Origin of the sequence: Rhizobium leucaenae USDA 9039 (genome assembly GCF_000426285.1) — a bacterium.
Lineage (GTDB): Bacteria > Pseudomonadota > Alphaproteobacteria > Rhizobiales > Rhizobiaceae > Rhizobium > Rhizobium leucaenae.
The window spans coordinates 111,162-136,800 of the sequence record NZ_AUFB01000015.1 but is presented as its reverse complement, the minus strand read 5'-3'; the positions used below and the strand labels follow the sequence as shown (position 1 = coordinate 136,800).

Genomic DNA, 25,639 nt, shown 5'->3' with positions numbered 1-25,639 from the left:
GCTCTCCGTCAATTTGGCAATAGTTCGAAAGATTTGTGCATTTTTTGAAAAAATCAATCCGCGGCGATGCGCGGGCGACCGCTGGCCGTGGCAATGAAGCGGGCCTCGACCAGCTTGCGATTGCCCTCGATTTCCGGCGCGTCGATCTGTTCGTCTACGGCGATGACGGGATCGGCAGCGCCATTCAGCCGCGCTTGCGCCATCGCCACCTCGATTGCCCTCTCTCGCGCAAGAGAAAAGGTCTTTTGCTCGTCGGTAAATCGCAAGGTTTCGCCTGCGCCGTTCAGCACATAGATGCCATCCTCAGGCATGGTGACGAACACTGTGGCGCTGGCGCGAACTTGACCGACGACGGCGCCGATTGCATTGGCCACATCCGAATCGCCGGGAATGGCGCTCTCACTCGCCAGCATCGCGGCAATGGCTGGGTAATAAACGGGGGCGGAAGCGCCGAGCCCGACCAGAGGACGATCGAGCGAAACGGCAAACCGGGCGATGCCCGTTGTGCGGCGAAGCGCGCGGTCGATGGAAATCGATTTGGTCGGATCGAGATGAGTGACGCCATCTTCGGCGAGGCAGGCTGCGAGGATGACATCGGCGGACTGGCGGGTCAGGCGATCGACAATCTTTTGCGCCAGTTCCTCCACCGATGCGGCAAGCGAACGACCGGAACCATCCTTCATCCGCATTGCCAGCGCCAGACCCAGCCGAGCCGCTTCCGCATTCCATTGATTTTGCCGACCGAGCACATGCATGGCGTCTGATGGCGTGAGACCGCTGAGATGCACGAGGCCGCGCGCGACCAGGCGATCCAGGGTCGCTTTCAGCGGTGTCGATGTCAAAAGCTGATCGAGCGGCAAGGGCACCGAGCCGATTTTGTCGAATAAGGCCCGCTCCAACGGCAGCAAGCCGCTTGCGAGATGATCCGGTACGCCGGTGCGCACGGCAAAGCGGCCGACATTGCGGCCAAGGTGCGGTGCGCGCAACTGCTGCTCCAGCACGCCAAGCACCGCTTCGCCATGCATATGCGCAACAAGGCTTAGCGGCAGCAGGCGCCGCGGTCCGAGTTCGAAGGCGGCGACAAGGCCGCGGTCGTTTATCTTCACCTCGGAATCGCCGCCGAGACCATAGGTGCGCATGGCGACCGCTTCGACCATGGTGCGATAACCGCCGACCACAGCGCCATCGGCATCGAGCCGCGGCCGGCCGGCCTCCATGACAGCGACATCGGTGGTGGTGCCGCCGATGTCCGACACCACAGCGTCGTCAAGACCGGTGAGATAGCGCGCGCCGACAAGACTCGCCGCAGGTCCGGAGAGGATGGTCTCGATCGGACGGAGCTTGGCTTCCGCGGCGGAGATCAGCGCACCGTCGCCGCGCACGACCATCATCGGAGCCGCGATGCCGCGCGTGGCAAGAAATCCCTCGCAGGCGCCGACCAGGCGGTCGATCATCGACACCAGCCGGGCATTCAGAAGCGTCGTCAGTGCCCGGCGCGGGCCGCCGAGTTTGGAGGAGAGTTCATGGCTGCAGGTGACCGGCAGATGGGAAATCTCGCGGATTCGATCCCGCACGCGGATTTCATGAGCCGGATTCCGCACGGCGAAATAACCGGCGATCGCGAAGGACGAAACACTCTTCGAAAGCTCCGCCAACGCCTCTTCCAGGGCGCTCAGATCGAGCGGGTTCTCGTTGCCATGAACGTTGTGCCCACCGGGCAGGAACAGCACCGGATCGGACCCCAGCGCTTCGGCGAGGCCGTCACGCTTCAGATCATCGGGACCAAAGCCGATCATCACCAGCCCGGCGCGGCCGCCCTGCCCTTCGACCAGCGCATTGGTGGCGAGCGTCGTCGACAGCGATACCAAGCCGATCGCCGAAACCGGGATGGCAGCCTTGGCGATGACCGCATCGACGGCACCGCCAATGCCGACGGCCAAATCATGCCGCGTGGTCAGCGATTTCGCCTTGGCGATAACGCCATCGGTTTCATGGAAGAGAACGGCATCGGTATAGGTTCCACCGGTATCGATGCCGAGCAGGAAATGAGATGTCACGCTGATATCTAACCTTTTAAACGGGAGTGATGTTGTTATTGCACCCTTCCCGCCTGATCCGCTAGCTGCGAAGCGGCAAAAACAATTCTACCGCCTGGTCACCCGCATCGGCAGCCCGCCTTGCGGCTGTGTCGTCAGTTTCTGCACCGGCCAGGGATTGGTCTCGGCGGTCACATCGAAGCGGAAGCGGTGCATCATGACGGCAAGGGCGATGACGGCTTCCTGCAGGGCGAAGGTCGCGCCGATGCAGACGCGCGGGCCGGCGCCGAAGGGCAGATACTGGAAGCGATTGATCTTGCCGCGATTTTCCGGAAGGAAGCGTTCGGGCATGAAGGCGCGCGGCTTGTCCCAATAAAGCGCATGGCGATGCAGCGTCCACGGCATGATCAGCACGGTGATATCGGCCGGGATCTCGACACGCTCCCCGCTTGGGCTTGTCCATTCGTCATCGGCAATCGAAGCGCGATTGATGGACGGCGCCGGCGGATAGAGGCGCATTGCCTCCTCGAAGGCGGCACGGACATTCGGCATCAGGTCGAGCCAGGCGACGGGTTCTGCGCCGGTCGCGAGCACCTGATCGATTTCCGCTTCCATGGCGTCGCGGATATGCGGCGTATTGGCGACGCAATAGACCGTCCAGGCCAGCGCCCTCGCGGTCGTCTCATGACCGGCGCCGATGAAGGTGAGGATATTGTCCTCGATCTCCTCCATGGTCAGGCCGTCGGGGCCGGCCTTTTCCAACAGCAGCGTCAGGAAATCGTCGGGGGCGCTGGCGCGATCCCTGCGCATCTTGTCGAGACGAAGATCCATCGTCTTGCGGACGATGCCACGAAACTTGTCGAGCACCTTCTGGCCGCCGATGCGGGTCAGGCGTGGCACCCAGGAAGGGGCGCGCAGAAGGTCCATCGGGTCGACGCGGCCCATGCGATGCAGAAGCTGATTGACGTCGTCGGCGAAATGGCCGCTTTCAGTGACGATCTCGCCGGAAAACAGCGTTTCGGCGAGGATAGCGAAGGTAAGCTCGGTCATATCGATGGCGATGTCGAAAACCTTGCCGTCGCTGCCGGCGTCCTCATATTTTTGAACATAGGCTTCGCTCTGGCTCAGCATCTGGCCGGCAAAGCCCTGGGCGTGGCGCGGCGTGAAGACTGGCGCCACAGCCTTGCGCGAGCGCTTCCAGACCTGGCCTTCCGCCGTCAGCAGCCCGTCGCGCAAGATCGGCCGGAGCACGAGCTGGCGGATATCCGACATGCGGTAATTGGAGGCATTATCGACCAACACATGCTTGATCAGGCCGGGATCGTTGACGATCAGCGTGCGCTCGCGAAAGAAGCGCGTCATGATCCACGGCAACGTGTAGGAAGGCTCGCCCCATAATTCCAGCGGATTGCGCAGGATGGTGCGGATGATCGTCAGTCGCGACGGCGGGACGGTGCGCGGTGTCGGGGCTGGCGGAGAGAAGGCTTCCGGGATCATGTCCATGGGATCAAATCTCCTCGAAAACCTTATTTTCCCGACGGCTCCCGAAGTTTAGAGCAGCGACTTCAGATCGTCCAGCTTATCATTGATAAGCCAGCCATAGTAATTTTCCTCCGGCCAGACCGGCTGTGCCGCTCCCCGATTCTTGGCGGCGAGCGCTGCGGCGCGCTGACGGGAATTGCCGACATTGTAGAGCGTTGCCGTGATGCCGGGATTGCCTGAAATGTCCATGCCGGCAATCGAGCGGTAGTCGTCGATCGACTTACGGATCGAGGCGGCAACGAAGGCGAGCGACAGATCCGGATCCATGATGGCCTTGTAGACGCTGCCAGCATCCTTTTCATCCAGCTTCGGGATGCCGGACGTGCTGCTGACGAGATCGGAAAGCTCCAGCGCCGTCAGCGGATTGACCTGCCCGAGGCCGAAAGTCTGGCCGGCATAAAAAGGCTGGAAGAACACGGCACTGAAACGATTGTCCGGGAAGGATTTGCCGCCGACCTTCTTGCCCCGGAAATCGCTCTCCCAGACGTCTTCGCGGCAGGTCCAGAGGCTGTAGGAATCCCTCTTGCCCTTGCAGGCATCGAATTGCGGCCGGGCGACGAAATCGTCGACGTCTTCGCCGTCATAAGCAAAGCGGAAGCTCTGGCCGGCATAGGAGGCGGCTTTGACATAGTAGGACTGCAGGCCGTCATAGGCGTCGACATTATAGGTATGTTCGCCGACCAGCGCGCCGATGATGTGGATCGGATCGATGCCGTAGGCGCGCGCCGTAGACTTGATCTTCGACATCAGCCGGGTGTCGGTCGCCAGCAGTTCGTGAACCTTCTGGTATTTGCGCTCGAACGTGGAATTCGTGCCCTTGGTACGGCGCACGGAGGCACCGGGGATTGCCGGCTGCTCGGCGTTACGGTTGCCCGACGGCACCATGGCCGCTGCGTCCGCATAGGCCGGGATCCAGGAGAGGCTGACAACCGTCAGAAGAAGGGTGATCAGAATGCGTCGCACGATGGCTGCCCTATCGAAGTTTCGTCCGATGTTTCAATGCGGCTGCCTGACGGACAATCTTGGCCGAATAAAGCCATTCCACACAAAGAAACGGGCCCCTAACTAAAAAGTTAACGGCCCGCTGTCGAGTGATTAATATGTCAAATCGCCGTCACTAGAGAATGAAGCGCGACAGGTCTGTATTGGTGGCGAGATCGCCGACATGTTCGCGCACATAGTCGGCATCGATGGTCACCGACACGCCGGCGCGATCCGACGCATTATAGGAGATCTCGTCCAACACCCGCTCCATCACCGTCTGCAGGCGGCGGGCGCCGATGTTCTCGACGGTGGAGTTGAGGTGCACGGCGACATCGGCCAAAGCGTCGATCGCATCATCCGTGAAGTCGAGCTTCAGGTTTTCCGTCTCCATCAGCGCCTTGTACTGGCGGATGAGGCTGGCTTCCGGCTCCGTGAGGATGCGACGGAAATCCTCTTTGCTCAGCGGCTTCAGCTCGACACGGATCGGCAAGCGGCCCTGCAATTCCGGCAGGAGGTCCGAAGGCTTCGACACGTGGAAGGCGCCGGAGGCGATGAAGAGGATGTGATCGGTCTTCACCGGACCATATTTGGTCGCAACCGTCGTGCCTTCGACCAGCGGCAGCAGGTCGCGCTGCACGCCTTCGCGCGAGACGCCGGCGCCCATGCCGCCGTCGCGGGCGGCGATCTTGTCGATCTCGTCCAGGAAGACGATGCCGTCATTCTCGGCCGACTGCACCGCTTCGCGCTGGATTGCCTCGTTGTCGATCAGCTTGTCGGACTCGTCGCGGATCAGCTCCTTGTAGGAATCCTTCACCGTGGTGCGAACCTTCTTGGTGCGGCCGCCCATGGCCTTGCCGAACATCTCCGAGAGGTTGAGCACGCCGATATTCGCGCCGGGCATGCCGGGAATTTCGAAACCGGGCATGCCGGAGCCGCTGTCGGCAACTTCGATATCGATTTCCTTGTCGTCCAATTGGCCTTCGCGCAGCTTCTTGCGGAAGCTGTCGCGTGTTGCCGGCGAGGCGGTGGCGCCGACCAGAGCGTCGAGCACCCGCTCTTCCGCGCTCATATGCGCCTTCGCCTGAACTTCAGTGCGCTTCTTTTCGCGCACCAGGCCGATGCCGACCTCGACGAGATCGCGGACGATCTGTTCGACGTCGCGGCCGACATAGCCGACCTCGGTAAATTTCGTCGCTTCCACCTTGATGAAGGGCGCGCCGGCGAGCTTGGCGAGGCGACGGGAGATTTCCGTCTTGCCGACGCCCGTCGGACCGATCATCAGGATGTTCTTGGGCATGACTTCGTCGCGCAGATCGGGCTCGAGCTGCTGGCGGCGCCAGCGGTTGCGCAGCGCAATCGCCACGGCGCGTTTGGCCTCATGCTGGCCGACAATATAGCGGTCGAGTTCGGAAACGATCTCGCGGGGGGAAAAAGTGGTCATTTCGTGTGCTTCCCGTCAGGGCTAGAAACAATCAAGAGAGGAATTAGGACTCGGAGTCGAGCGTTTCGACCACCACGTTGTGATTGGTATAGACGCAGATGTCGGCGGCGATGTCGAGCGCGCGGCGGGCGACGTCCTCGGCCGATTTGTCGGTATCCATCAGCGCGCGGGCGGCGGCGAGCGCAAAATTGCCGCCGGAGCCGATCGCCATGGCGCCGTGTTCCGGTTCGAGCACATCGCCGTTGCCGGTGACCGCGAGCGTCACTTGTTTGTCGGCAACCAGCATCATCGCTTCGAGATTGCGCAGATATTTGTCCGTGCGCCAGTCCTTGGCGAGCTCGACGGCGGCGCGCATCAACTGACCGGGATATTGTTCGAGCTTTTTTTCAAGCCGCTCGAGGAGCGTAAAGGCGTCGGCGGTCGCGCCGGCGAAACCGGCAATTACGTCACCCTTGCCGATGCGGCGAACCTTGCGGGCATTGCCCTTCATCACGGTCTGGCCAAGGCTCACCTGGCCATCGCCAGCCATCACTACCTTGCCGTCCTTGCGAATAGTCACAATTGTCGTCATCTAAACACCTGTTTGCCCCCATTTTGGCGGGCTTTCGCCGGGCCGCGTTTCGGCCCCGTCAGCACCTATGTAAGAGGGCTTTTGACGATTGCAAATGGCCGGTATTTTCGAATGATGCATGTAAGCCGGCTAGATAAGTCTATACTGACTTAACTTCTGGATATTTGCGGATGTGCCTGATAAGGAACGGCCGTCAATCCCGATGGAGCAGCCCATGGCAGAGACCGTAGCGAGCCGCACGGCAACCGTTTCCCGCAAGACCAACGAGACCTCGGTCTCGGTGTCCGTCAATATCGACGGCAGCGGCAAGTCGACCATTTCGACCGGCGTCGGCTTCTTCGACCATATGCTGGAGCAGCTTTCGCGGCATTCGTTGATCGACATGGAGATCGACACCAAGGGTGACCTGCATGTCGACGATCACCATGCGGTCGAAGATACCGGCATCGCCATCGGGCAGGCCATTGCCAAGGCGCTGGGCGACCGGCGCGGCATCACGCGCTATGCATCGATCGACCTCGCCATGGACGAAACGATGACGAAGGCGGCCGTCGATCTGTCCGGCCGGCCCTTCCTCGTCTGGAACGTCGCCTTCAGCGCCCCGAAGATCGGCACGTTCGATACCGAGCTGGTGCGCGAATTCTTCCAAGCGCTCGCGCAGAATGCCGGCATCACGCTGCATATCCTCAACCACTATGGCGCCAACAATCACCATATTGCCGAGACATGCTTCAAGGCCGTTGCCCGCGCGCTGCGTACCGCAACCGAGATTGATCCGCGGCAGGCAGGCCGCGTGCCCTCGACGAAGGGCACCCTCGCCTGAGCCCCATCACGCGGGAAGTGAAGAGATGGCAAGCTACTTGATTTTGACGCCACCCGGGGGACCGGACAAAAACCAGGTGAGAACGCGCTTCATCCGCGACGGCTTTTCCTGGACGGCGTTTTTGTTTCCGACGCTGTGGATGCTTTTTCACCGGCTGTGGCTGCTGGCGATCGCCGCCTTTTTGCTGGAGGGCATTGGCTGGGAATTGATTCGCCGGCCGGGATTTTTCGTCGCAGGCGTCGCAATTCTGCTCGGCCTGCGCATCCTCGCTGCGCTCGAAGGCAGCCATGCCGCCTACCGGAACCTCGTTGCTGGCGGCTGGAAAACGGAAGGTCTGGTTTCGGCTCCCAATCTGGCGGCGGCCGAGGATATCCATTTCTCCGAAATCGAGCCGAAGGCCGAGGAGAATATCCGTTCGGCCAATTGGGATATTCCTCCCTCTCTGAATACTGGCTCACGCCAGGGTGGACCGGGCTTCGGTCTTCCCGGCTATGATGGAGGACGCTGACCATGCGCGTCGCAATTATCGACTACGGCTCAGGCAACCTGCGTTCGGCTACCAAAGCCTTCGAACGCGCGGCCCGCGAAGCCGGTATCGACACCGAAATCGATCTGACTGACGATGCTGAGCGTGTCGCCACCGCCGACCGCATCGTCCTTCCCGGCGTCGGCGCCTATGCCGACTGCCGCCGTGGGCTCGACGCAGTTTCCGGCATGGCCGATGCGGTGATCGATGTCGTGGAACACAAGGGCCGCCCCTTCCTCGGCATCTGCGTCGGCATGCAGCTCATGTCGTCGCGCGGGCTCGAAAAGACCATCACGCAGGGGTTCGGCTGGATCAAGGGCGACGTCAAAGAGATGACGCCGGACGATCTGACCCTGAAAATCCCGCAGATTGGTTGGAACACGCTGGATCTCCGGCACCGGCATCCCCTCTTCGATGGCATTCCGACGGGGCCGGAAGGGCTGCACGCCTATTTCGTGCATTCGTACCATCTGGCGGCCGATCACGCCGACGATGTCATCGCCACGACCAGCTATGGCGGCGCGATGACCGCCTTCGTCGGCCGCGACAACATGGCCGGCTCGCAGTTCCATCCCGAAAAGAGCCAGAAGCTCGGCCTCGCCCTGATTGCCAATTTCCTGCGCTGGAAGCCTTAAGGTTCGCGCACTGAGGACAAAGACATGATTTTGTTTCCTGCTATCGACCTCAAAGACGGCCAGTGCGTGCGCCTCAAGCTCGGCGACATGCAACAGGCGACCGTCTACAACCCCGATCCGGCCGCGCAAGCCAAGGCCTTCGAAGACCAGGGCTTCGAATGGCTGCATGTCGTCGACCTCAATGGGGCCTTTGCCGGCGAGACCGTCAATGGTGCTGCCGTCGACGCCATCCTGAAGGCGACGAAGAACCCGGTGCAGCTCGGCGGCGGCATCCGCACGCTCGACCATATCGAGAACTGGCTGTCGCGCGGGCTTGCTCGCGTTATCCTCGGCACCGTCGCAGTGCGCGATCCGGCGCTCGTCGTTGAAGCCTGCCGGAGGTATCCGGGACACATCGCTGTTGGCATCGACGCCAAGGGCGGCAAGGTGGCGGTCGAGGGCTGGGCGGAAGCTTCCGAACTCGGCGTTATCGAACTGGCAAGGAAATTCGAAGGCGTCGGCGTCGCCGCCATCATCTATACCGACATCGACCGCGACGGCATTCTGACCGGGATCAACTGGGCTTCGACGCTGGATCTGGCCGAAGCTGTTTCCATCCCAGTCATCGCATCCGGCGGGCTCGCCTCCCTGGACGATATCCGTCGCATGCTCGAACCGGACGCCCGTAAACTGGAAGGTGCGATTTCCGGCCGCGCGCTTTATGATGGTCGGATCGACCCGAAGGAAGCACTGGCCCTGATCAAGCAGGCCAAGGAGGCAGCGCAATGACCCTGAAAGCCCGCGTCATCCCCTGCCTCGACGTCAAGGACGGCCGTGTCGTCAAAGGCGTCAATTTTCTCAACCTCGTCGATGCCGGCGATCCCGTCGAAGCGGCTAAGGCTTACGACGCCGCAGGCGCGGACGAACTCTGCTTTCTCGACATCACCGCCTCTTCCGACAATCGCGAAACCATTTTCGACGTGGTGGCGCGCACCGCCGAACAATGCTTCATGCCGGTGACGGTCGGTGGCGGCGTCCGCACGATCGCCGATATCCGCAAGCTGCTGCTTTGCGGCGCCGACAAGGTCTCGATCAACTCGGCCGCCGTCAACAATCCGGATTTCGTCGCTGAGGCGGCCGATAAGTTCGGCAATCAATGCATCGTCGTCTCGATCGACGCCAAACGCAGACGCACCGAAGCGCTCGGCGGCGACAATTTGAGCGCCTGGGAGATCTATACCCATGGCGGCCGCAACGCGACCGGCATCGACGCCGTTGATTTTGCTCGCAAGATGGTCGAGCGCGGCGCCGGCGAGCTGCTGGTCACTTCCATGGACCGCGACGGCACCAAGGTCGGCTATGATTTGGAGCTGACACGGGCGATCGCGGATGCCGTGCGCGTTCCGGTCATCGCATCCGGCGGCGTCGGCGATCTAGACGATCTGGTTGCCGGAATCAAGGAAGGCCATGCGACAGCCGTGCTCGCCGCCTCGATTTTCCACTTCGGCACCTATTCGGTCGGCGAAGCGAAACATTATATGTCTGAGCATGGCATTGCCATGCGGCTCGATTAGGAAGGGATAGGACGGATGAGCGGATTTACCCTTTCCGACCTCGAAAAGATCGTTGCCGAGCGCTCCAAGGCATCGCCGGAGGAGTCCTGGACGGCGAAGCTTTTCGCCGCCGGTCAGCCGAAGGCGGCAAAGAAGCTGGGCGAGGAAGCGATCGAGGCCGTCATGGCGGCGGTGACTGGCGACCGCGACAACCTAACCTATGAGGCAGCCGATTTGCTTTATCACCTTATGGTCGTATTGAAGATAGCAGGCATTCCGTTGCAGAATGTCATGGGTGAGCTCGAAAGGCGCACCGCTCAATCCGGCCTTCAGGAGAAGGCCAGCCGGTAGAATGCGATGACGATAGCGACCCAAACCCTGCCTGCGCACGAAACGCTCGATATATTTGAGGCGAAAGCCTATTCGCCCTATTATTTCTTTTCTTCGGACGAGTGGTCGAAATTCAGGGCCGATACGCCGCTGACGTTGACGGCCGACGAAGTAACGCGGTTGCGCTCCATGGGCGACCCGATCGATCTCGACGAGGTCCGGCGTATCTACCTTTCGCTATCGCGCCTTTTGTCCTCGCATGTGGAATCCTCGCAGATCCTGTTCGAGCAACGCAACCGGTTCCTCAGTCTTTCCGATGTCGCCAAGACGCCCTTCGTCATCGGCATCGCCGGCTCCGTCGCCGTCGGCAAATCCACCACTGCCCGTATTCTGAAGGAATTGCTGCGCCGCTGGCCGTCGAGCCCGAAAGTGGATTTGATCACGACCGACGGCTTCCTATTTCCGAACGCGGAATTGCAGCGGCGCAACCTGATGCAGCGCAAGGGCTTTCCGGAAAGCTACGACACTGCAGCCCTCCTGCGCTTCCTCTCGGCGATCAAGGCCGGACAGCCGGATGTCAAGGCGCCCTGCTATTCGCATCTCGTCTATGATGTACTGCCGGACGAATATAAGACCGTCGACCGGCCGGATATCCTGATCTTCGAGGGCATCAACGTGCTGCAATCGCGGCATCTGCCGGCGGATGGCAAGATCGTGCCGATGGTGTCGGACTTCTTCGATTTCTCGATCTATATCGATGCCGATGAGCATCTGATTCACAACTGGTATGTCGCCAGATTCATGAAGCTGCGCGAAACCGCCTTCCGCGACCCCAACTCCTTCTTCCACCGCTACGCCTCGATCACCGAGGAAGAGGCAATCGCGACCGCCCAAGGGTTGTGGAAGAACATCAACCTGAAGAACCTGCGCCAGAACATCCTGCCGACACGCCCGCGTGCGGATCTCATCCTGCAAAAAGGCAGGAATCATCTGATCGAACAGGTTGCGCTGAGGAAGCTTTAGGAGGCTAGGGATTCACCCGCCTTAGAGTCAGGTTTATCCGACCGCCATTCTTCAGCAGCGTCGACGTTGCCGGGTAGATGCGGTCGACGCCATGGAAGCAAAGCCTGCCTTCCCCGCCGAGAACGACGATATCGCCGCTGGAAAGCTTGAAAGATAGCGTACGATCATTGCGGTTGAGACCGCCCACCCGAAAGAGGCAGCTATTGCCGAGCGAGATCGACAGCACGGGCGCATTGAGATCCTGTTCGTCGCGATCCTGGTGCAGGCCCATGCGGGCATCGTCATCGTAGAAATTGACCAGGCAAGCTTCCGGCGCCTTATCATAGCCAGCTATATCATTCCAGAGATCGAGCAGTTGCGGCGGCATCGCGGGCCATGGCTTGCCGGTCACCGGGTGAGTATGCTGGTAACGATAGCCGCGCTGCTTGTCCGTCACCCAGCCAAGTGACCCGCAATTGGTCATGCGCACGGACATTTCCTTGCCCGTGCCGGGCATGGCCGGCGTGTAAAGCGGCGCCTCGGCGACAACGGTGCGGATGGTCTCCACCAACGCCTCCTGGGCGGCGCGGTCCAGATAGCCGGGGAGATGACGAATTCCGTTGGGTAGGAGCATTTTTGTTTCCTGCGGTGGTGCTGGTCAGGTTATGCCATCGCTGTACGAATGGGCCTGGCCGTTTTTCCTCTCCCTGCAACGCCCCTCATCCGCCCTCTCGGGCACCTTCTCCCCGAGGGGAGAAGGGGTTGGCTGACCCTTTTCGCCAACAAACGGAGGCTGCAGCGATAGTCGTCCCCTCTCCCCTCGGGGAAAGGGCTAGGGTGAGGGGGCTCTCCAGAAACCGCCCTCTCCAGCAAACACAGAAATAAGCCAACCCAACAAAAACCGCAGCCCGAAAAGCTATTCTCCGCCGGGTTTGCCTCGCATCTTCTTGACCTCCGAACGGCCCGATTTTTCCTTCAGGCGCCGTTCGATCGAGCCTTTCGTCGGCTTGGTCTTCTTGCGTGGCGGCGGCGGTGGGGCGGCGGCTTCGAGGATCAGTTCCTTCAGCCGCTCGCGCGCATCCTCGCGATTGCGATCCTGGCTGCGGAAGCGGCTGGCCTCGATCATCAAGACGCCGTCCTTGGAGACGCGCCGGCCGGCAAGCCGGATAGCGTTGGCCTTCACACGGTCATTCAGCGACGGCGAATTCGGAATATTGAAGAACAACTGCACAGCGGTCGCGACCTTGTTGACGTTCTGCCCGCCGGGGCCGCCCGCCAGAACGAATTGTTCCGTCAGTTCCCAGCCGGCAATGGTGATCCGGTCGTTGATATAAAGCGCGTCGCTGGCCATGCGCGTCTATCCCATATTGGCGCGCAGTTGAAAACAGGCCAACGGCAAAATGAAAAACCCGGCAGATTGACCGCCGGGTTTCACGTGAGTCATTGTCTCTAGCGGCGGATCACTCCGCCGCGACGCGCATGCCCGGGGCCGCGTCTCGGACGTTGCCGTCGACATGGTTTTCGAACTTGGCAAAATTCGACACGAACATCTGCACCAGCTTGGCCGCCTGCGCATCATAGGCCTGGCCGTCGGCCCAGGTGGAGCGCGGGTCGAGGATGGTGCTGTTGACGCCTTCGACGGCGACCGGCACGGCAAAGCCGAAGTTCGGATCGATGCGGAACTCGACATTGTCGAGATCACCCTTCAAAGCGGCCGCCAGCAGGGCTCGCGTCGCCTTGATCGGCATGCGGCGTCCCGTCCCATAGGCGCCGCCGGTCCACCCGGTATTGACAAGCCAGCAGCGCGCGCCATGGCGGGCGATCTGATCCTTGAGCAGATTGCCGTATTCGGTCGGGTGGCGCGGCATGAAGGGAGCGCCGAAGCAGGTCGAGAAGGTGGCTTCGGGCTCGACGACGCCCTTTTCCGTGCCGGCGACCTTGGCGGTGTAGCCGGAGAGGAAGTGGTACATCGCCTGTTCCGGCGTCAGCTTGGCGATCGGGGGCATGACGCCGAAGGCATCGGCCGTCAGCATGATGATCGTCTCCGGATGGCCGGTCATGCCGGATTCCGAAGCGTTCGGGATGAAATGCAGCGGATAGGCGCTGCGGGTATTCTCCGTCAGCGAACCGTCGTCGAGATCCGGCACGCCATGTTCGTCCAGCACGACATTTTCGAGCACGGTGCCGAAGCGGCGGGTGGTGTCGTAGATTTCCGGCTCGGCTTCGGCCGACAGGCGAATGGTCTTGGCGTAACAGCCGCCTTCGAAATTGAAGATGCCGTTTTCGCCCCAGCCATGCTCATCGTCGCCGATCAGCGTGCGCGTCGGGTCGGCAGAGAGCGTCGTCTTGCCGGTGCCCGAAAGGCCGAAGAAGATCGCCGCGTCGCCGTCCGGGCCGACATTGGCCGAGCAGTGCATCGGCATGACGCCGCGTTCCGGCAGGAGGTAGTTCAGGACGGTGAAGACCGATTTCTTCATTTCGCCGGCATAAGAGGTGCCGCCGATCAAAACGATGCCGTTGACGAGGTCGCAGGCGATCACCGTTTCTGCGCGGCAGCCATGGCGCTCCGGATCGGCGCGGAAGCTCGGCAGATCAATGATCGTCAGCTTCGGCACAAAGCTTTCCAGCGCCGACCGTTCCGGACGAATGAGCAGGTTGCGAATGAACAGCGAGTGCCAGGCAAATTCAGTGACGACGCGCGTCGGCAGCGCATAATCATGATCGGCGCCGCCGATGAGATCCTGGACGAACAGGTCCTTGCCGTGCACATGCGCCAGCATATCCTTGTGCAGCAGCGCGAAATGTTCCGGCGACATCGGCTTGTTGTTGTCCCACCAGATCTGATCTTCGGTGACCGCGTTGCGGACCACGAACTTGTCCTTCGGCGAACGGCCGGTGTGTTGTCCTGTCAGTGCTCTCAGTGCGCCATGAGCGGTCAGATCGGCTTCGCGCCGACGAATCGCTTCCTCATAGAGATGAGCCTCCAAGAGGTTATAACGCACACTGGCGGCCGCTCCCAGGCCGATAGATTCGAGTTCGGTTGCGGGATTGCGGACGCCGAATTGCTCCATCGCTCTATTCCTCCAGGTGGCCTCAGCCGTTAAAACTAGATAAAGCGTAGAGGCGTCTTTTTAAAAGCACAAGAGCATGAAAAGAGAAAAAATGAATGATATCATGTATTTAATCGATTTAAATAATTTTTGATATTTTTAAATCGTTTGAATAAGTGTGATCGAGACGTTTCGTCACACAACTCATGGTTCAATGTTTACGCGTTCGGCAATCCGCCTCTTTATCTTTGCCACAATTTGTTCCACCTTTATCCCCATAAGCGCGCCAGGTTATCGCCAACGAGCTGGCAAGCCACCTGGGCTGGATTTCACATCCGGGAGAGACGCGCACTGATGACGGAGACGAACACCATGTTGACAATCGCGCTCGTTGATGACGACCGCAATATCCTGACTTCCGTGTCGATTGCCTTGGAAGCCGAAGGATATAAGGTAGAGACCTATACGGACGGCGCTTCGGCGCTCGACGGATTGCTGGCCCGGCCGCCGCAACTAGCGATCTTCGATATCAAGATGCCGCGCATGGATGGCATGGAGCTTCTGCGCCGCCTGCGGCAGAAGTCCGATCTGCCGGTGATCTTCCTCACTTCCAAGGATGAAGAGATCGACGAGTTGTTCGGCCTGAAAATGGGTGCCGACGACTTCATCACCAAGCCTTTCTCGCAGCGTCTGCTGGTCGAGCGCGTCAAGGCGGTACTCCGCCGCGCCTCCGCCCGTGAAGCTGCGAACGCGGCCAGTGGCGGCACAGCCGCGAAGCCCGGCGCTGCGCAGCAGGCCCGCTCGCTGGAGCGCGGACAGCTTGTCATGGACCAGGAACGCCATACCTGCACCTGGAAGGGCGAACCGGTGACGCTGACGGTCACCGAATTCCTGATCCTGCATTCCCTGGCGCAGCGCCCCGGCGTCGTAAAAAGCCGCGATGCCTTGATGGATGCCGCCTATGACGAGCAGGTCTACGTCGACGACCGCACCATCGACAGCCACATCAAGCGGCTTCGCAAGAAATTCAAGATGGTCGATCTCGATTTTGATATGATCGAAACGCTGTATGGAGTCGGCTACCGCTTCCGCGAAGCGGCCTAGAGCCACATGATTTCAGGTCGATCGACTTAAAATCTGAATCTGCTCTGGGATCAAAGAATAGAGCATGATGTCGTCGGAAATCCCCTGGCACTTTCGGCATCATGCTCGGATAGTTCACTGGACCATGCGGCGGACAATGGAATAAGAGCATGCGGACAGGATCGCCGATCCTGTTCTTCGAAAGGGCCGTTGGCTTGGCACAACTGGTGCAAGATAGAGATATCGACGACACGGAAAGCCCGAGCGATGTCAGAATCGCCCGCCGCCGGTGGACTCACCCTTTCACGCTGATCCGCCGCATCTTCGGCAATGCCGTCTTCTCGAGCCTGACGCGACGCATCCTGTTCTTCAATTTGGCTGCCCTCGTAGTTCTCGTCGGCGGCATCCTCTATCTCAATCAGTTCCGCGAGGGCCTGATCGACGCCCGCGTCGAGAGCCTGCTGACCCAGGGCGAGATCATCGCCGGTGCCGTCTCGGCATCGGCCTCGGTCGATACCAATTCCATCACCATCGACCCGCAGAAACTCTTGGAACTGCAGGCAGGGCAGAGCATCACGCCCGTTCCGAACGATGAGGATCTGGAATTCCCGATCGATCCGGAGAAGGTGGCGCCGGTGCTGACGCGGCTGATCTCGCCGACGCGCACCCGTGCCCGCATCTTCGACGCCGATGCCAATCTGCTGCTCGACAGCCGTCACCTCTATTCGCGCGGCCAGGTGCTGCGCTACGATCTGCCGCCGGTGGAAGACGCGGCACAGAGCTGGTCCGACTGGTTCAGCGGCCTGCTCAACAAGATGCTGCAGCCGGGCAACCTGCCGGTTTATAAGGAAGCGCCGGGCGGTGACGGTTCGATCTATCCGGAGGTGATGAACGCGCTGACCGGCGTGCGCGGCGCCGTGGTGCGCACCACGGAAAAAGGTGAGCTGATCGTCTCGGTGGCCGTGCCCATCCAGCGGTTCCGCGCCGTGCTCGGAGTGCTGCTGCTGTCGACGCAGGCCGGCGATATCGACAAGATCGTCCATGCCGAGCGCCTGGCGATCATGCGCGTCTTCGGTGTCGCGACCCTGGTCAACGTCGTTCTGTCGCTGCTTCTGTCCTCAACCATCGCCAATCCGCTGCGCCGGCTTTCGGCGGCCGCTATCCGGGTGCGCCGGGGCGGCGCGAAGGAGCGCGAGGAAATTCCGGATTTCTCCGCCCGTCAGGACGAAATCGGCAATCTATCGATCGCGCTGCGCGACATGACCTCAGCGCTCTATGATCGCATCGACGCGATCGAAAGTTTTGCCGCCGACGTCAGCCACGAACTGAAAAACCCGCTGACATCGCTGCGCAGCGCCGTCGAGACGTTGCCGCTTGCCAAGAGCGACGATTCCAAGAAGCGGTTGATGGATGTGATCCAGCACGACGTGCGCCGCCTCGACCGGCTGATCAGCGATATTTCCGATGCGTCCCGCCTCGACGCCGAGCTTGCCCGCTCCGATGCGAAATCGCTCGATCTCGAAGTGCTGCTGCGCGACATGATCGATATTTCCCGGCAGGTCGGCCATACGAAGAAGGCGGTCGAGATTGATTACATCGTCGATCGCAAGCCGGGCGCGAAAACCAAGTTCACCATCGACGGCCACGACCTGCGTATCGGCCAGATCGTCACCAACCTCATTGAAAACGCCCGCTCCTTCGTTGCGAAGGATACCGGAAAGATCACGGTGAGGCTGACGCGCACCAGAACGCGCTGCGTCATCTATGTCGAGGACAACGGGCCGGGCATCCAGGCGGAAAATATCGACCGTATTTTCGAGCGCTTCTACACCGACCGGCCGGAAGCGGAAGGTTTCGGGCAGAATTCCGGTTTGGGCCTGTCGATCAGCCGGCAGATCGCCGAGGCGCATGGCGGATCCCTGCGTGCCGAAAACATCGTCGACGGTGATGGCGCAGCGTTGCTCGGCGCCCGCTTCATCCTGTCGTTGCCGGCCGAAACACCGGCATGAGCGGCAAAGCGACCAATGTGCACGGGACGGCGATCGTCATCGGCAAGACCGGCCTGCTGTTTTTGGGGCCATCGGGCAGCGGCAAGTCCTCGCTCGCCTTTGCTTGCCTCGCGGCCGCCAAGCCGCTTGGGCTTTCCGCAGCGTTGGTGGCCGACGATCAGGTCTTCATCACGCAACGTGATGGTGCCGTCATCGCCGAATGCCCGCCTTCAATCGCCGGCCTGATGGAGATCCGCTATACCGGCATCGTCCGGCTTCCATATGTTTCCGAGGCTGAAATGCATTGCGCCATACGTCCGGTCGATCCGGCGACGGCCGAGCGGCTTCCCCCGGAAGACGAAAAGGCCGATGTTACGGAATCCATCCGCCTGCCGCTGATCCGCCTGTCCGCAACATCAGCGAATCCGCTCGCCGTGATTATGGCGAAAACCATCATCAGTTTGGGTTAATCGGCCATTTAGGCCCCCGCAGCCGCCCAAATATCATATTTTAAGCTTGCACTTCGTCTTTTCATCGCCAAGATGTCCCCCCACCGGTGGACGACATTGCTGCATTGCGATATGGGCCACCTGTTTATGTGCGATGGGAGCAGTAATATCATGATCGGACTTGTGCTTGTCACTCATGGCAAGCTGGCTGAAGAGTTTCGGCATGCCGTCGAGCATGTCGTTGGTCCGCAGAAGTTCATAGAGACGGTATGCATTGGTCCCGAAGACGACATGGACAAGCGGCGGCAGGATATCCTCCAAGCCGTTGCGGGCGCCGACGACGGGCACGGGGTCATCATTCTTACCGATATGTTCGGCGGCACTCCTTCCAATCTCGCGATCTCGGTCATGAATAGCGGCCACACAGAGGTTATTGCCGGCGTCAATCTGCCGATGCTAATAAAGCTTGCGGGCGTACGGGGCGACAACAACATGGAGAAGGCTCTGGTTGAAGCTTCCGAGGCCGGACGCAAGTACATAAACGTGGCCAGCCGTGTACTCAGCGGCAAATGACGAGACAAGCATCCCGCCTATGACGGAACTTTCCCGGGAACTTCTGATCATCAACAAACGCGGCCTGCATGCCCGCGCTTCCGCCAAATTCGTACAGACCGTCGAAGCCTACGACGCCACCATCACCGTCTCGAGGGACGGAACCACGGTCGGCGGCAACTCGATCATGGGCCTGATGATGCTTGCCGCAAGCCCCGGCTGCAGCGTGCTCGTCACCGCCAGCGGCATCCAGGCCGCCGAGGCACTCGATGCGCTGGATCGCCTGGTCGCCGACAAGTTCGGCGAGGAAATGTAATCCTCGTCCCTGCGCCTGCCCTGCTTCAACCGCCGGAATGCGGATCGATGCTATAGGGGTGCACGGGATAGCCGGGACCGATGGCATCTCGAACACGGCCGGACCAGGCAGCGACTGCCGGATACTCGATCAGGGGAAAGCCGCAATCCGCGGCCCGGTGGCTATAGGCGTAGACGGCTATATCTGCGATCGACAAATCATTCCCGACAAGAAACGAAAGACCGGCTAGGCTGCGTTCCATTGCAGTGAGGGCGCGGGCTGCGGCTTCGCGCTTCCCTGAGACCAAATTCTGATTGCGTTCCATCCGGCCAGTCAGTGTCCAGAAGCGCAGTGAGCCGATGACCGGCTCGATATGGTATTGCTCGAAGAACAGCCATTGCATGACCTTGGCGCGCTGGTAGCGGTCAGCCGGCAGAAAGGACGTGCCCCCGGCGAGGTAGGTGAGGATTGCGTTCGATTCAGCGATCGCACGTCCATCTTCCAGCTCGAGAACGGGAACGGCGCCCACCGGATTGAGATCCAGGAAAGCGTCAGTGCGGCTCTCACCTTCAAAAATCGAGACGAGGCGGCTGGTATAGGGAATTTCGAGCAGGCCAAGCAGAACCCGGGCTTTCCAGCCGTTTTGTGATGGCAGATAATCATGAAGTCTGAGCATGGCGCTTCCCTCGCGTGAAAAGCCGAGTTTGCCAGCCACCGTGAACCACGCAATCCGAATCTTGCGCTCCAATCGGATGGGTTGGCAGAGCGTCGGCGTTCTGCCATCGCCAGGCGGCTCTGAAATCGATCGATATAAAGATATAAAGACTTCTTTATATCAACATTGATTTCGGGCCTGAAGCCTGCTACACGGCATCATCCCACACGCTGTCAGCGTGCAATTCTAGTTGCATTCGGCCGAGGCGTTCGCCTGTGGTCCGTTCGCATCGTTCAGGCTGGAGACCTTCATGAGCACTGAAAAGGACTACATCGTCGCGGATATCGGCCTTGCCGACTTCGGCCGCAAGGAAATCACGATCGCCGAAACCGAAATGCCGGGCCTGATGGCCTGCCGCGCCGAGTTCGGCGAAGCGCAGCCGCTGAAGGGCGCACGCATCACCGGTTCGCTGCACATGACGATCCAGACAGCCGTTCTGATCGAGACGCTGGTGGCACTCGGCGCAGAGGTCCGCTGGGCATCCTGCAACATCTTCTCGACGCAGGACCATGCCGCCGCCGCAATCGCCGCCTCCGGCGTGCCTGTCTTCGCCATCAAGGGCGAAAGCCTCGAAGACTACTGGACCTACACCGACAAGATCTTCCAGTGGACCGATGGCGGCGTTTCCAACATGATCCTCGACGATGGCGGCGACGCCACCATGTACATCCTGCTCGGCGCCCGCGCCGAAGCCGGTGAGGACGTGCTCTCCAATCCGCATTCGGAAGAAGAGGAAATCCTTTTCGCGCAGATCAAGAAGCGCCTTCAGGCATCGCCGGGCTGGTTCACCAAGCAGCGCGAAGCCATCAAGGGCGTTACCGAAGAAACCACCACCGGCGTCAACCGCCTCTATCAACTCAGCCAGAAGGGCCTGCTGCCCTTCCCGGCGATCAACGTCAACGACAGCGTCACCAAGTCGAAGTTCGACAATAAGTACGGCTGCAAGGAATCGCTGGTCGACGGCATTCGCCGCGCTACCGACGTGATGATGGCCGGCAAGGTTGCCGTCGTCTGCGGCTATGGCGACGTCGGCAAGGGTTCGGCTGCTTCGCTTTCGGGCGCCGGCGCGCGCGTCAAGGTCACGGAAGTCGATCCGATCTGCGCCCTGCAGGCTGCCATGGATGGCTATGAAGTGGTTCAGCTCGAAGACGTCGTCTCCAGCGCCGACATCTTCATCACCACCACCGGCAACAAGGACGTCATCCGGATCGACCATATGCGCGCGATGAAGGACATGGCGATCGTCGGCAACATCGGCCACTTCGACAACGAGATCCAGGTTGCGGCGCTGCGTAACCTCAAGTGGACGAACATCAAGCCGCAGGTCGACATGATCGAGTTCGCCAAGGGCAACCGCATCATCCTGCTGTCGGAAGGCCGCCTGCTGAACCTCGGCAATGCTACCGGGCATCCCTCCTTCGTCATGTCGGCTTCCTTCACCAATCAGACGCTGGCGCAGATCGAGCTCTTCACCAAGCCCGGCCAGTACCAGAACCAGGTCTACGTGCTGCCGAAGCACCTCGACGAAAAGGTTGCTCGCCTGCATCTCAACAAGCTCGGCGTGAAATTGACGGAGCTTTCTGGCGAACAGGCTGCCTATATCGGCGTCACTCCGCAGGGTCCGTTCAAGTCTGACCACTACAGATACTGATCTTACGATCGATATCCACAATATCTTGTGGCCCCGGCATTGACAAATGCCGGGGCTTATTTTTTGGCCGGCTCCCTTCCCGGCGATTCCCTTAGGCAGTATTGTTTTAAGACTTGATTCGTGACGAACCGGGCATGCCCGGAGCCATGAAAATGGGATGTCTTGTCGAGATGCGGCACAGTAGAGTCGGATGATTTTAGGTCGACACGACCTAAAATCTGAATCCGCTCTACAATCAAATAAGTAGAGCATGATGTCGTCCGAAAACCGCTTACACTTTTCGGCATCATGCTCTGAAGGACGGAGACAGACCGCTTATGTCTGAAGGGAAAGACAGCCTGCCCGAGCCAGCGATACCCCCAGCGGCGATCGCGCGGCGGCGGCAGGGCGGCGCATGTATGCTTTTACCGCAAGCGAAGCGGCGGACGGATGCAGGCCGGTTGGCCTCATTGGCCCGCGTGCTGCGTTTCAGCGTTTTCGGCGGCATCGTCAGCGGCCTGGCGGGTCCCGTTCTGGCGCAGACGAGCGCTGGCACGCCGGCAGCAGTCCGCCTCTTCACCTCCTCTGAAATGGTTGTCTTTTCGGTCATCATCGGCGTGATTTCCGCGGCGCTTCTGTCGACCGTATGGATGGTCCGCCAACGCGGCAACATGGAAAATGAAAGCCGCGAGATCCGCACGGCGCTGTCGGACGCCAACCAGCGCATTTCGCAGTATCAGGCACTGATCGCCGACAAGAACCGGCGCATCGTCATCTGGGACGGCCAGAACGCGCGGCCGGAGCTGCTTGGCCAACTTCCTGTCGAGACCGGCGCGCCGCAGGACAACGAATTCCTCGCTTTCGGCCGCTGGCTGAAATCCTGGTCGGCCGGCGAGCTGGAAAAGGCGATCGACAAGCTGCGCGGCAGTGGCCAGAGCTTTGATATGGTGGTCGAGACGAACCGCGAGGAGATATTGGAGGCACAGGGGCGCATCTCCGGCGGCCGCGCCTTCGTCCGCTTCATCGCGCTCAACAATCTGCGCGCCGAACTGGCCGAGCTGAAGATTGAGCGCGACCGGCTGATGACCTCGATCTCCGCTTTCCAGAATCTGCTCGATGCCATCGACCTGCCCGTCTGGCGGCGCGATACCGACGGCAAGCTGACCTGGGTCAACCAAGCCTATGGCGAGGCGGTCGAGGCCGTATCGCCGGATGAGGCCATCCGCGAAGGCCGGGAATTCCTGACGACCGTGGCGCGCGAGCGCATCCGCGCCTCCACCACGCCGGAATCGCCCTTCCACGACAAGATTTCCACCGTCGTACACGGCAACCGTACCTTCTTCGATGTTATCGACGTCAAATCATCGGACGGTTCGGCAGGCATCGCCATCGACGTTTCGGAAGCCGAGGCGGTTCGCGCCGAGTTGGCGCGCACGTTGAAGAGCCATGCCGAGACGCTCGATCATCTGGCGACACCGGTCGCGATTTTCGACGGCGACCGGCGGCTGCAATTCTACAATCAGGCCTTCGTCCAGCTCTGGGAGCTCGACATCGCCTTCCTCGAGAAGAAGCCTGACAACAGCGAGCTGTTGGATCGGCTGCGCGGCGCCAAGAAGCTGCCGGAACAACTGAACTGGAAGACCTGGAAAGACGGGGTCCTCTCGGTCTATCGCGCGCTCGACACGCAATCCGATCTCTGGCACCTGCCGAACGGTCAGACCCTCAGGGTTTTCGCGACCGCTCATCCGCAAGGCGGCGCCACATGGGTGTTCGAGAACCTGACCGAGCAGGTCGATCTCGAAACGCGCTACAACACGCTGGTCAAGGTGCAGGGCGAGACCATCGACCATCTCTCCGAAGGCGTCGCCGTCTTTGGCCCCGATGGCCGCATCCGCCTCTCCAATCCGGCATTCCGCATTTTGTGGAACATCACCGAGGCCCAGGCGAAGCCCGGCACGCATATCCAGGCGCTCGCCGAGGCTTTCGCGCCTTCCTACGACCGGCCGGATGGCTGGAAGCGGTTTGCGGAGCAGATTACCAGCTTCGACGACGAGCGCCCGTCGTCGCAAGGCACGCTGGAGCTTTATTCCAACCTCGTACTCGACTATGCGGTCATTCCGCTGCCGAACGCGCAGACCATGCTGACCTTCGTCAACAAGACCGACAGTGTGCGGGCCGAGCGGGCGCTCACCGAGAAGAACGAGGCGCTGCTGAAGGCCGACGAGCTGAAGAACGATTTCGTCCAGCATGTTTCCTACGAGCTGCGCTCGCCGCTGACCAACATCATCGGCTTTACCGATCTTTTGAAGACGCCGGGCATCGGGCCGCTGAACGACCGGCAGGCGGAATATATCGATCATATCTCCACCTCCTCTTCTGTGCTGCTGACGCTGGTCAACGACATTCTCGATCTTGCGACCGTCGATGCCGGCATCATGCGGCTGAACTATTCCGAGATCGGATTGGACGACCTGCTCGACGAAGTGTCGATGCAGATCGCCGATCGGCTGCAGGAAAGCGGCGTGACGCTGGAAATCACCGTGCCTGCCCACCTCGGTTCCGTCGTGGCGGATCAGCAGCGGCTGAAGCAGATATTGCTCAAGCTTCTGACCAATGCTGCCAATTTCGCGCCGGAAGGCTCGACGATTGAGCTCAGATGCGCGCGCGAAGGCACGGATTTCGTCTTCTCGGTCGCCGATAAAGGTCCGGGCATTCCGGAAGAGATCATGCGCACGGTGTTCAACCGCTTTGCCTCCAGCGGCAAGGGCGGCAAGCGTAGCGGCGCCGGCCTCGGTCTCTCCATCGTCGAAAGCTTCGTCAGCCTGCATGACGGCCAGGTCTCGATCGAAAGCCAGCCGGGCAAGGGAACCACGGTCACCTGCCGGATTCCCTCCGCCGAATTGCCGCACTCCGTCGCAGCAGAATGACAGCAGCGAACACCAGCATCTCCCTTTTCCTTGCAGACGACGCAGCCACCACTCGCCTGGGCGAAGATCTGGCACTGGCGCTCAAGGCCGGCGACTGCTTGGCGTTGTCAGGCGATCTCGGCGCCGGCAAATCGTCACTTGCCCGCGCCCTCCTGCGCGCCATGGCCGACGATGCCGAGCTGGATGTGCCGAGCCCGACCTTCACGCTCGTCCAAACCTACGAGCTGCGCATCCCGGTTTCGCATTTCGATCTCTATCGCTTGGGCGATCCAAGCGAACTCGACGAGCTCGGCTTCGACGAGGCGCTGCAGACCGGCGTCTGCCTGGTCGAATGGCCTGAGATGGCCGGAGGCGAACTGCCGAGAGAGCGCATTGATCTCAAGCTCGAACATGAAGGCGAAGGCCGGCGCGCGACGATCACGGCGCCTGCCAAGCAATTCGCCCGCATACAGCGCGTACTGGCGATTCGCGCTTTCCTCGATGCGCATGGCTATGCCGGCGCGAAGCGCCGTTTCCTGACGGGCGATGCTTCGCTGCGCGCCTATGAATCCATCCATCCGTCAGGCGGCGGCAAGCGCGTGATCCTGATGGATTGGCCGCGGCTTCCCGAAGGACCGGCGGTGCTTGACGGAAAGCCCTATCCGAAGGTCGCGCATCTCGCCTGGGACGCCTATCCTTTCGTGGCAATCGCCAATGTGCTGCGCGAAAACGGCTTTGCAGCGCCCGAAATCTTCGCGGCCGACTACGATCAGGGCATTCTCTTGATCGAAGATCTCGGCACCGATGGCGTGCTCGACGCAGCAGGCAAGCCGATTGCCGATCGCTATCGGGCAAGCGTCGCCTGCCTGGCGCATCTGCATAGCCTTGATATCCCGCAGGATATCCCCGTCACGCCGGATCACGTCCATCATATTCCGGATTTCGACCGGACAGCCATGGCGATGGAAGCGCGGCTGCTCCTCGACTGGCATCTGCCCTGGAAACGCGGTGCGCCGGCGACCGATGAGGAGCGGGCGGACTATCTGGCGATCTGGAACGGCCTGATCGACGAGCTGGACGATGCGGAAAAGAACCTGCTGCTGCGCGATTTCCACTCGCCGAACATCATCTGGCGGGCCAAAGAAAAGGGCATCCAGCGAATCGGCCTCATCGATTTCCAGGATGCGATGATCGGGCCGACGGCTTATGACCTCGCCTCCATCGTCCAGGACGCGCGCGTTACCGTCGAGCGCGATCTGCAGGATCAATTGATGGCGGATTACCTATCATTCCGGCGTGTCGAGGGCGGTTTCGACGAAGCCAAGTTTCTGAAGAGCTGGGCGATTATGTCGGCGCAGCGCAATTGCAAGCTCGCCGGCCTCTGGGTGCGGCTGCTGCAGCGCGATGGCAAGCCCGGCTATATGAAGCATATGCCGCGCACCCTTGCCTATCTCGCCATTGCTTTCGAACACGAAACGCTCGCCCCGTTGCGTGAATGGTGTGCAAGAACTGGAATAGGCGGCGTTTAGCTGCCCAAGAGCGGCGACGG

General features: G+C 60.8%; 24 protein-coding genes. 15 read left to right on the top strand and 9 right to left on the bottom strand.

Annotated features, from left to right (window positions below; translation table 11 throughout):
* Positions 1-53: 53 nt before the first annotated feature.
* The 5 genes from K290_RS0121860 to hslV all read right to left on the bottom strand — a co-directional run bounded on the left by K290_RS0121860 (position 54) and on the right by hslV (position 6,574).
* Positions 54-2,057: a hydantoinase/oxoprolinase N-terminal domain-containing protein gene (locus tag K290_RS0121860; RefSeq protein ID WP_028753846.1), complete on the bottom strand. Its 2,004-nt coding sequence runs from the start codon at positions 2,055-2,057 to the stop codon at positions 54-56.
* An 87-nt stretch (positions 2,058-2,144) separates the two neighbouring features.
* A complete protein-coding gene (locus tag K290_RS0121855; protein WP_028753845.1) occupies positions 2,145-3,539 on the bottom strand; it encodes a cytochrome P450 in 1,395 nt (464 codons plus the stop codon).
* Between the two features lie 48 nt (positions 3,540-3,587).
* Positions 3,588-4,541, bottom strand: a complete 954-nt coding sequence (locus K290_RS0121850) for a DUF1402 family protein (protein WP_028753844.1) — start codon at positions 4,539-4,541, stop codon at positions 3,588-3,590.
* Positions 4,542-4,695: 154 nt separating this feature from the next.
* Entirely contained in the window at positions 4,696-6,003 is a 1,308-nt protein-coding gene (gene hslU, locus K290_RS0121845; protein WP_028753843.1) for an ATP-dependent protease ATPase subunit HslU, read from the bottom strand.
* Between the two features lie 43 nt (positions 6,004-6,046).
* Entirely contained in the window at positions 6,047-6,574 is a 528-nt protein-coding gene (gene hslV, locus K290_RS0121840; protein WP_028753842.1) for an ATP-dependent protease subunit HslV, read from the bottom strand.
* 214 nt (positions 6,575-6,788) lie between these two features.
* On the opposite strand from hslV, the gene hisB reads away from it, so the two are divergent.
* The 7 genes from hisB to coaA are packed head-to-tail and all read left to right on the top strand — an operon-like array spanning position 6,789 to position 11,443.
* Positions 6,789-7,397 carry an imidazoleglycerol-phosphate dehydratase HisB gene (gene hisB / locus K290_RS0121835; RefSeq protein WP_028753841.1) on the top strand — a complete coding sequence of 203 codons (609 nt, stop codon included), beginning with the start codon at positions 6,789-6,791 and terminating at the stop codon, positions 7,395-7,397.
* Positions 7,398-7,422: 25 nt separating this feature from the next.
* Positions 7,423-7,905 carry a DUF2628 domain-containing protein gene (locus K290_RS0121830; RefSeq protein ID WP_028753840.1) on the top strand — a complete coding sequence of 161 codons (483 nt, stop codon included), beginning with the start codon at positions 7,423-7,425 and terminating at the stop codon, positions 7,903-7,905.
* 2 nt (positions 7,906-7,907) lie between these two features.
* On the top strand, positions 7,908-8,558 hold the full coding sequence (gene hisH, locus K290_RS0121825) for an imidazole glycerol phosphate synthase subunit HisH (protein ID WP_028753839.1): 651 nt from the start codon (positions 7,908-7,910) through the stop codon (positions 8,556-8,558).
* Positions 8,559-8,582: 24 nt separating this feature from the next.
* Positions 8,583-9,326, top strand: a complete 744-nt coding sequence (hisA, locus tag K290_RS0121820; protein ID WP_028753838.1) for a 1-(5-phosphoribosyl)-5-[(5-phosphoribosylamino)methylideneamino]imidazole-4-carboxamide isomerase — start codon at positions 8,583-8,585, stop codon at positions 9,324-9,326.
* A complete protein-coding gene (hisF, locus tag K290_RS0121815; protein ID WP_028753837.1) occupies positions 9,323-10,111 on the top strand; it encodes an imidazole glycerol phosphate synthase subunit HisF in 789 nt (262 codons plus the stop codon). The genes hisA and hisF overlap by 4 nt, the downstream gene beginning before the upstream one ends.
* A gap of 15 nt (positions 10,112-10,126) precedes the next feature.
* Complete coding sequence (locus K290_RS0121810) at positions 10,127-10,441, top strand: phosphoribosyl-ATP diphosphatase (RefSeq protein WP_028753836.1); 315 nt, start codon at positions 10,127-10,129, stop codon at positions 10,439-10,441.
* A gap of 6 nt (positions 10,442-10,447) precedes the next feature.
* A complete protein-coding gene (coaA, locus tag K290_RS0121805; protein WP_028753835.1) occupies positions 10,448-11,443 on the top strand; it encodes a type I pantothenate kinase in 996 nt (331 codons plus the stop codon).
* A 4-nt stretch (positions 11,444-11,447) separates the two neighbouring features.
* On the opposite strand, the gene K290_RS0121800 is transcribed toward coaA, so the two are convergent.
* The 3 genes from K290_RS0121800 to K290_RS0121790 all read right to left on the bottom strand — a co-directional run bounded on the left by K290_RS0121800 (position 11,448) and on the right by K290_RS0121790 (position 14,493).
* On the bottom strand, positions 11,448-12,056 hold the full coding sequence (locus K290_RS0121800; RefSeq protein ID WP_028753834.1) for an alpha-ketoglutarate-dependent dioxygenase AlkB family protein: 609 nt from the start codon (positions 12,054-12,056) through the stop codon (positions 11,448-11,450).
* Positions 12,057-12,338: 282 nt separating this feature from the next.
* Positions 12,339-12,773 carry an alternative ribosome rescue aminoacyl-tRNA hydrolase ArfB gene (gene arfB, locus K290_RS0121795; RefSeq protein WP_028753833.1) on the bottom strand — a complete coding sequence of 145 codons (435 nt, stop codon included), beginning with the start codon at positions 12,771-12,773 and terminating at the stop codon, positions 12,339-12,341.
* Positions 12,774-12,882: 109 nt separating this feature from the next.
* Positions 12,883-14,493 carry a phosphoenolpyruvate carboxykinase gene (locus tag K290_RS0121790; RefSeq protein WP_028753832.1) on the bottom strand — a complete coding sequence of 537 codons (1,611 nt, stop codon included), beginning with the start codon at positions 14,491-14,493 and terminating at the stop codon, positions 12,883-12,885.
* A 351-nt stretch (positions 14,494-14,844) separates the two neighbouring features.
* Here K290_RS0121790 and K290_RS0121785 point away from each other — a divergent pair, with 351 nt between their 5' ends.
* The 5 genes from K290_RS0121785 (at position 14,845) to K290_RS0121765 (ending at position 18,860) form a co-directional block, all read left to right on the top strand.
* Complete coding sequence (locus K290_RS0121785; protein WP_191055851.1) at positions 14,845-15,576, top strand: response regulator transcription factor; 732 nt, start codon at positions 14,845-14,847, stop codon at positions 15,574-15,576.
* 194 nt (positions 15,577-15,770) lie between these two features.
* On the top strand, positions 15,771-17,564 hold the full coding sequence (locus K290_RS0121780; RefSeq protein WP_028753830.1) for a sensor histidine kinase: 1,794 nt from the start codon (positions 15,771-15,773) through the stop codon (positions 17,562-17,564).
* Positions 17,561-18,013, top strand: coding sequence for an HPr kinase/phosphorylase (locus K290_RS0121775; RefSeq protein WP_028753829.1), 453 nt, complete (start codon positions 17,561-17,563; stop codon positions 18,011-18,013). The genes K290_RS0121780 and K290_RS0121775 overlap by 4 nt, the downstream gene beginning before the upstream one ends.
* 150 nt (positions 18,014-18,163) lie before the next feature.
* Positions 18,164-18,565, top strand: a complete 402-nt coding sequence (locus K290_RS0121770) for a PTS sugar transporter subunit IIA (RefSeq protein ID WP_004127534.1) — start codon at positions 18,164-18,166, stop codon at positions 18,563-18,565.
* A 19-nt stretch (positions 18,566-18,584) separates the two neighbouring features.
* Positions 18,585-18,860, top strand: a complete 276-nt coding sequence (locus tag K290_RS0121765) for an HPr family phosphocarrier protein (protein ID WP_028753828.1) — start codon at positions 18,585-18,587, stop codon at positions 18,858-18,860.
* A 25-nt stretch (positions 18,861-18,885) separates the two neighbouring features.
* On the opposite strand, the gene K290_RS0121760 is transcribed toward K290_RS0121765, so the two are convergent.
* The gene (locus K290_RS0121760) at positions 18,886-19,515 is read right to left on the bottom strand and encodes a glutathione S-transferase family protein (RefSeq protein ID WP_028753827.1); all 630 of its coding nucleotides are present in this window, start codon (positions 19,513-19,515) and stop codon (positions 18,886-18,888) included.
* Positions 19,516-19,804: 289 nt separating this feature from the next.
* On the opposite strand from K290_RS0121760, the gene ahcY reads away from it, so the two are divergent.
* From ahcY to tsaE, 3 genes are all read left to right on the top strand, one after another.
* Positions 19,805-21,205, top strand: coding sequence for an adenosylhomocysteinase (gene ahcY / locus K290_RS0121755; protein ID WP_028753826.1), 1,401 nt, complete (start codon positions 19,805-19,807; stop codon positions 21,203-21,205).
* A 317-nt stretch (positions 21,206-21,522) separates the two neighbouring features.
* Positions 21,523-24,111 carry a sensor histidine kinase gene (locus K290_RS0121750; protein WP_028753825.1) on the top strand — a complete coding sequence of 863 codons (2,589 nt, stop codon included), beginning with the start codon at positions 21,523-21,525 and terminating at the stop codon, positions 24,109-24,111.
* A complete protein-coding gene (tsaE, locus tag K290_RS0121745) occupies positions 24,108-25,619 on the top strand; it encodes a tRNA (adenosine(37)-N6)-threonylcarbamoyltransferase complex ATPase subunit type 1 TsaE (protein WP_028753824.1) in 1,512 nt (503 codons plus the stop codon). The genes K290_RS0121750 and tsaE overlap by 4 nt, the downstream gene beginning before the upstream one ends.
* Positions 25,620-25,639 lie beyond the last annotated feature (20 nt).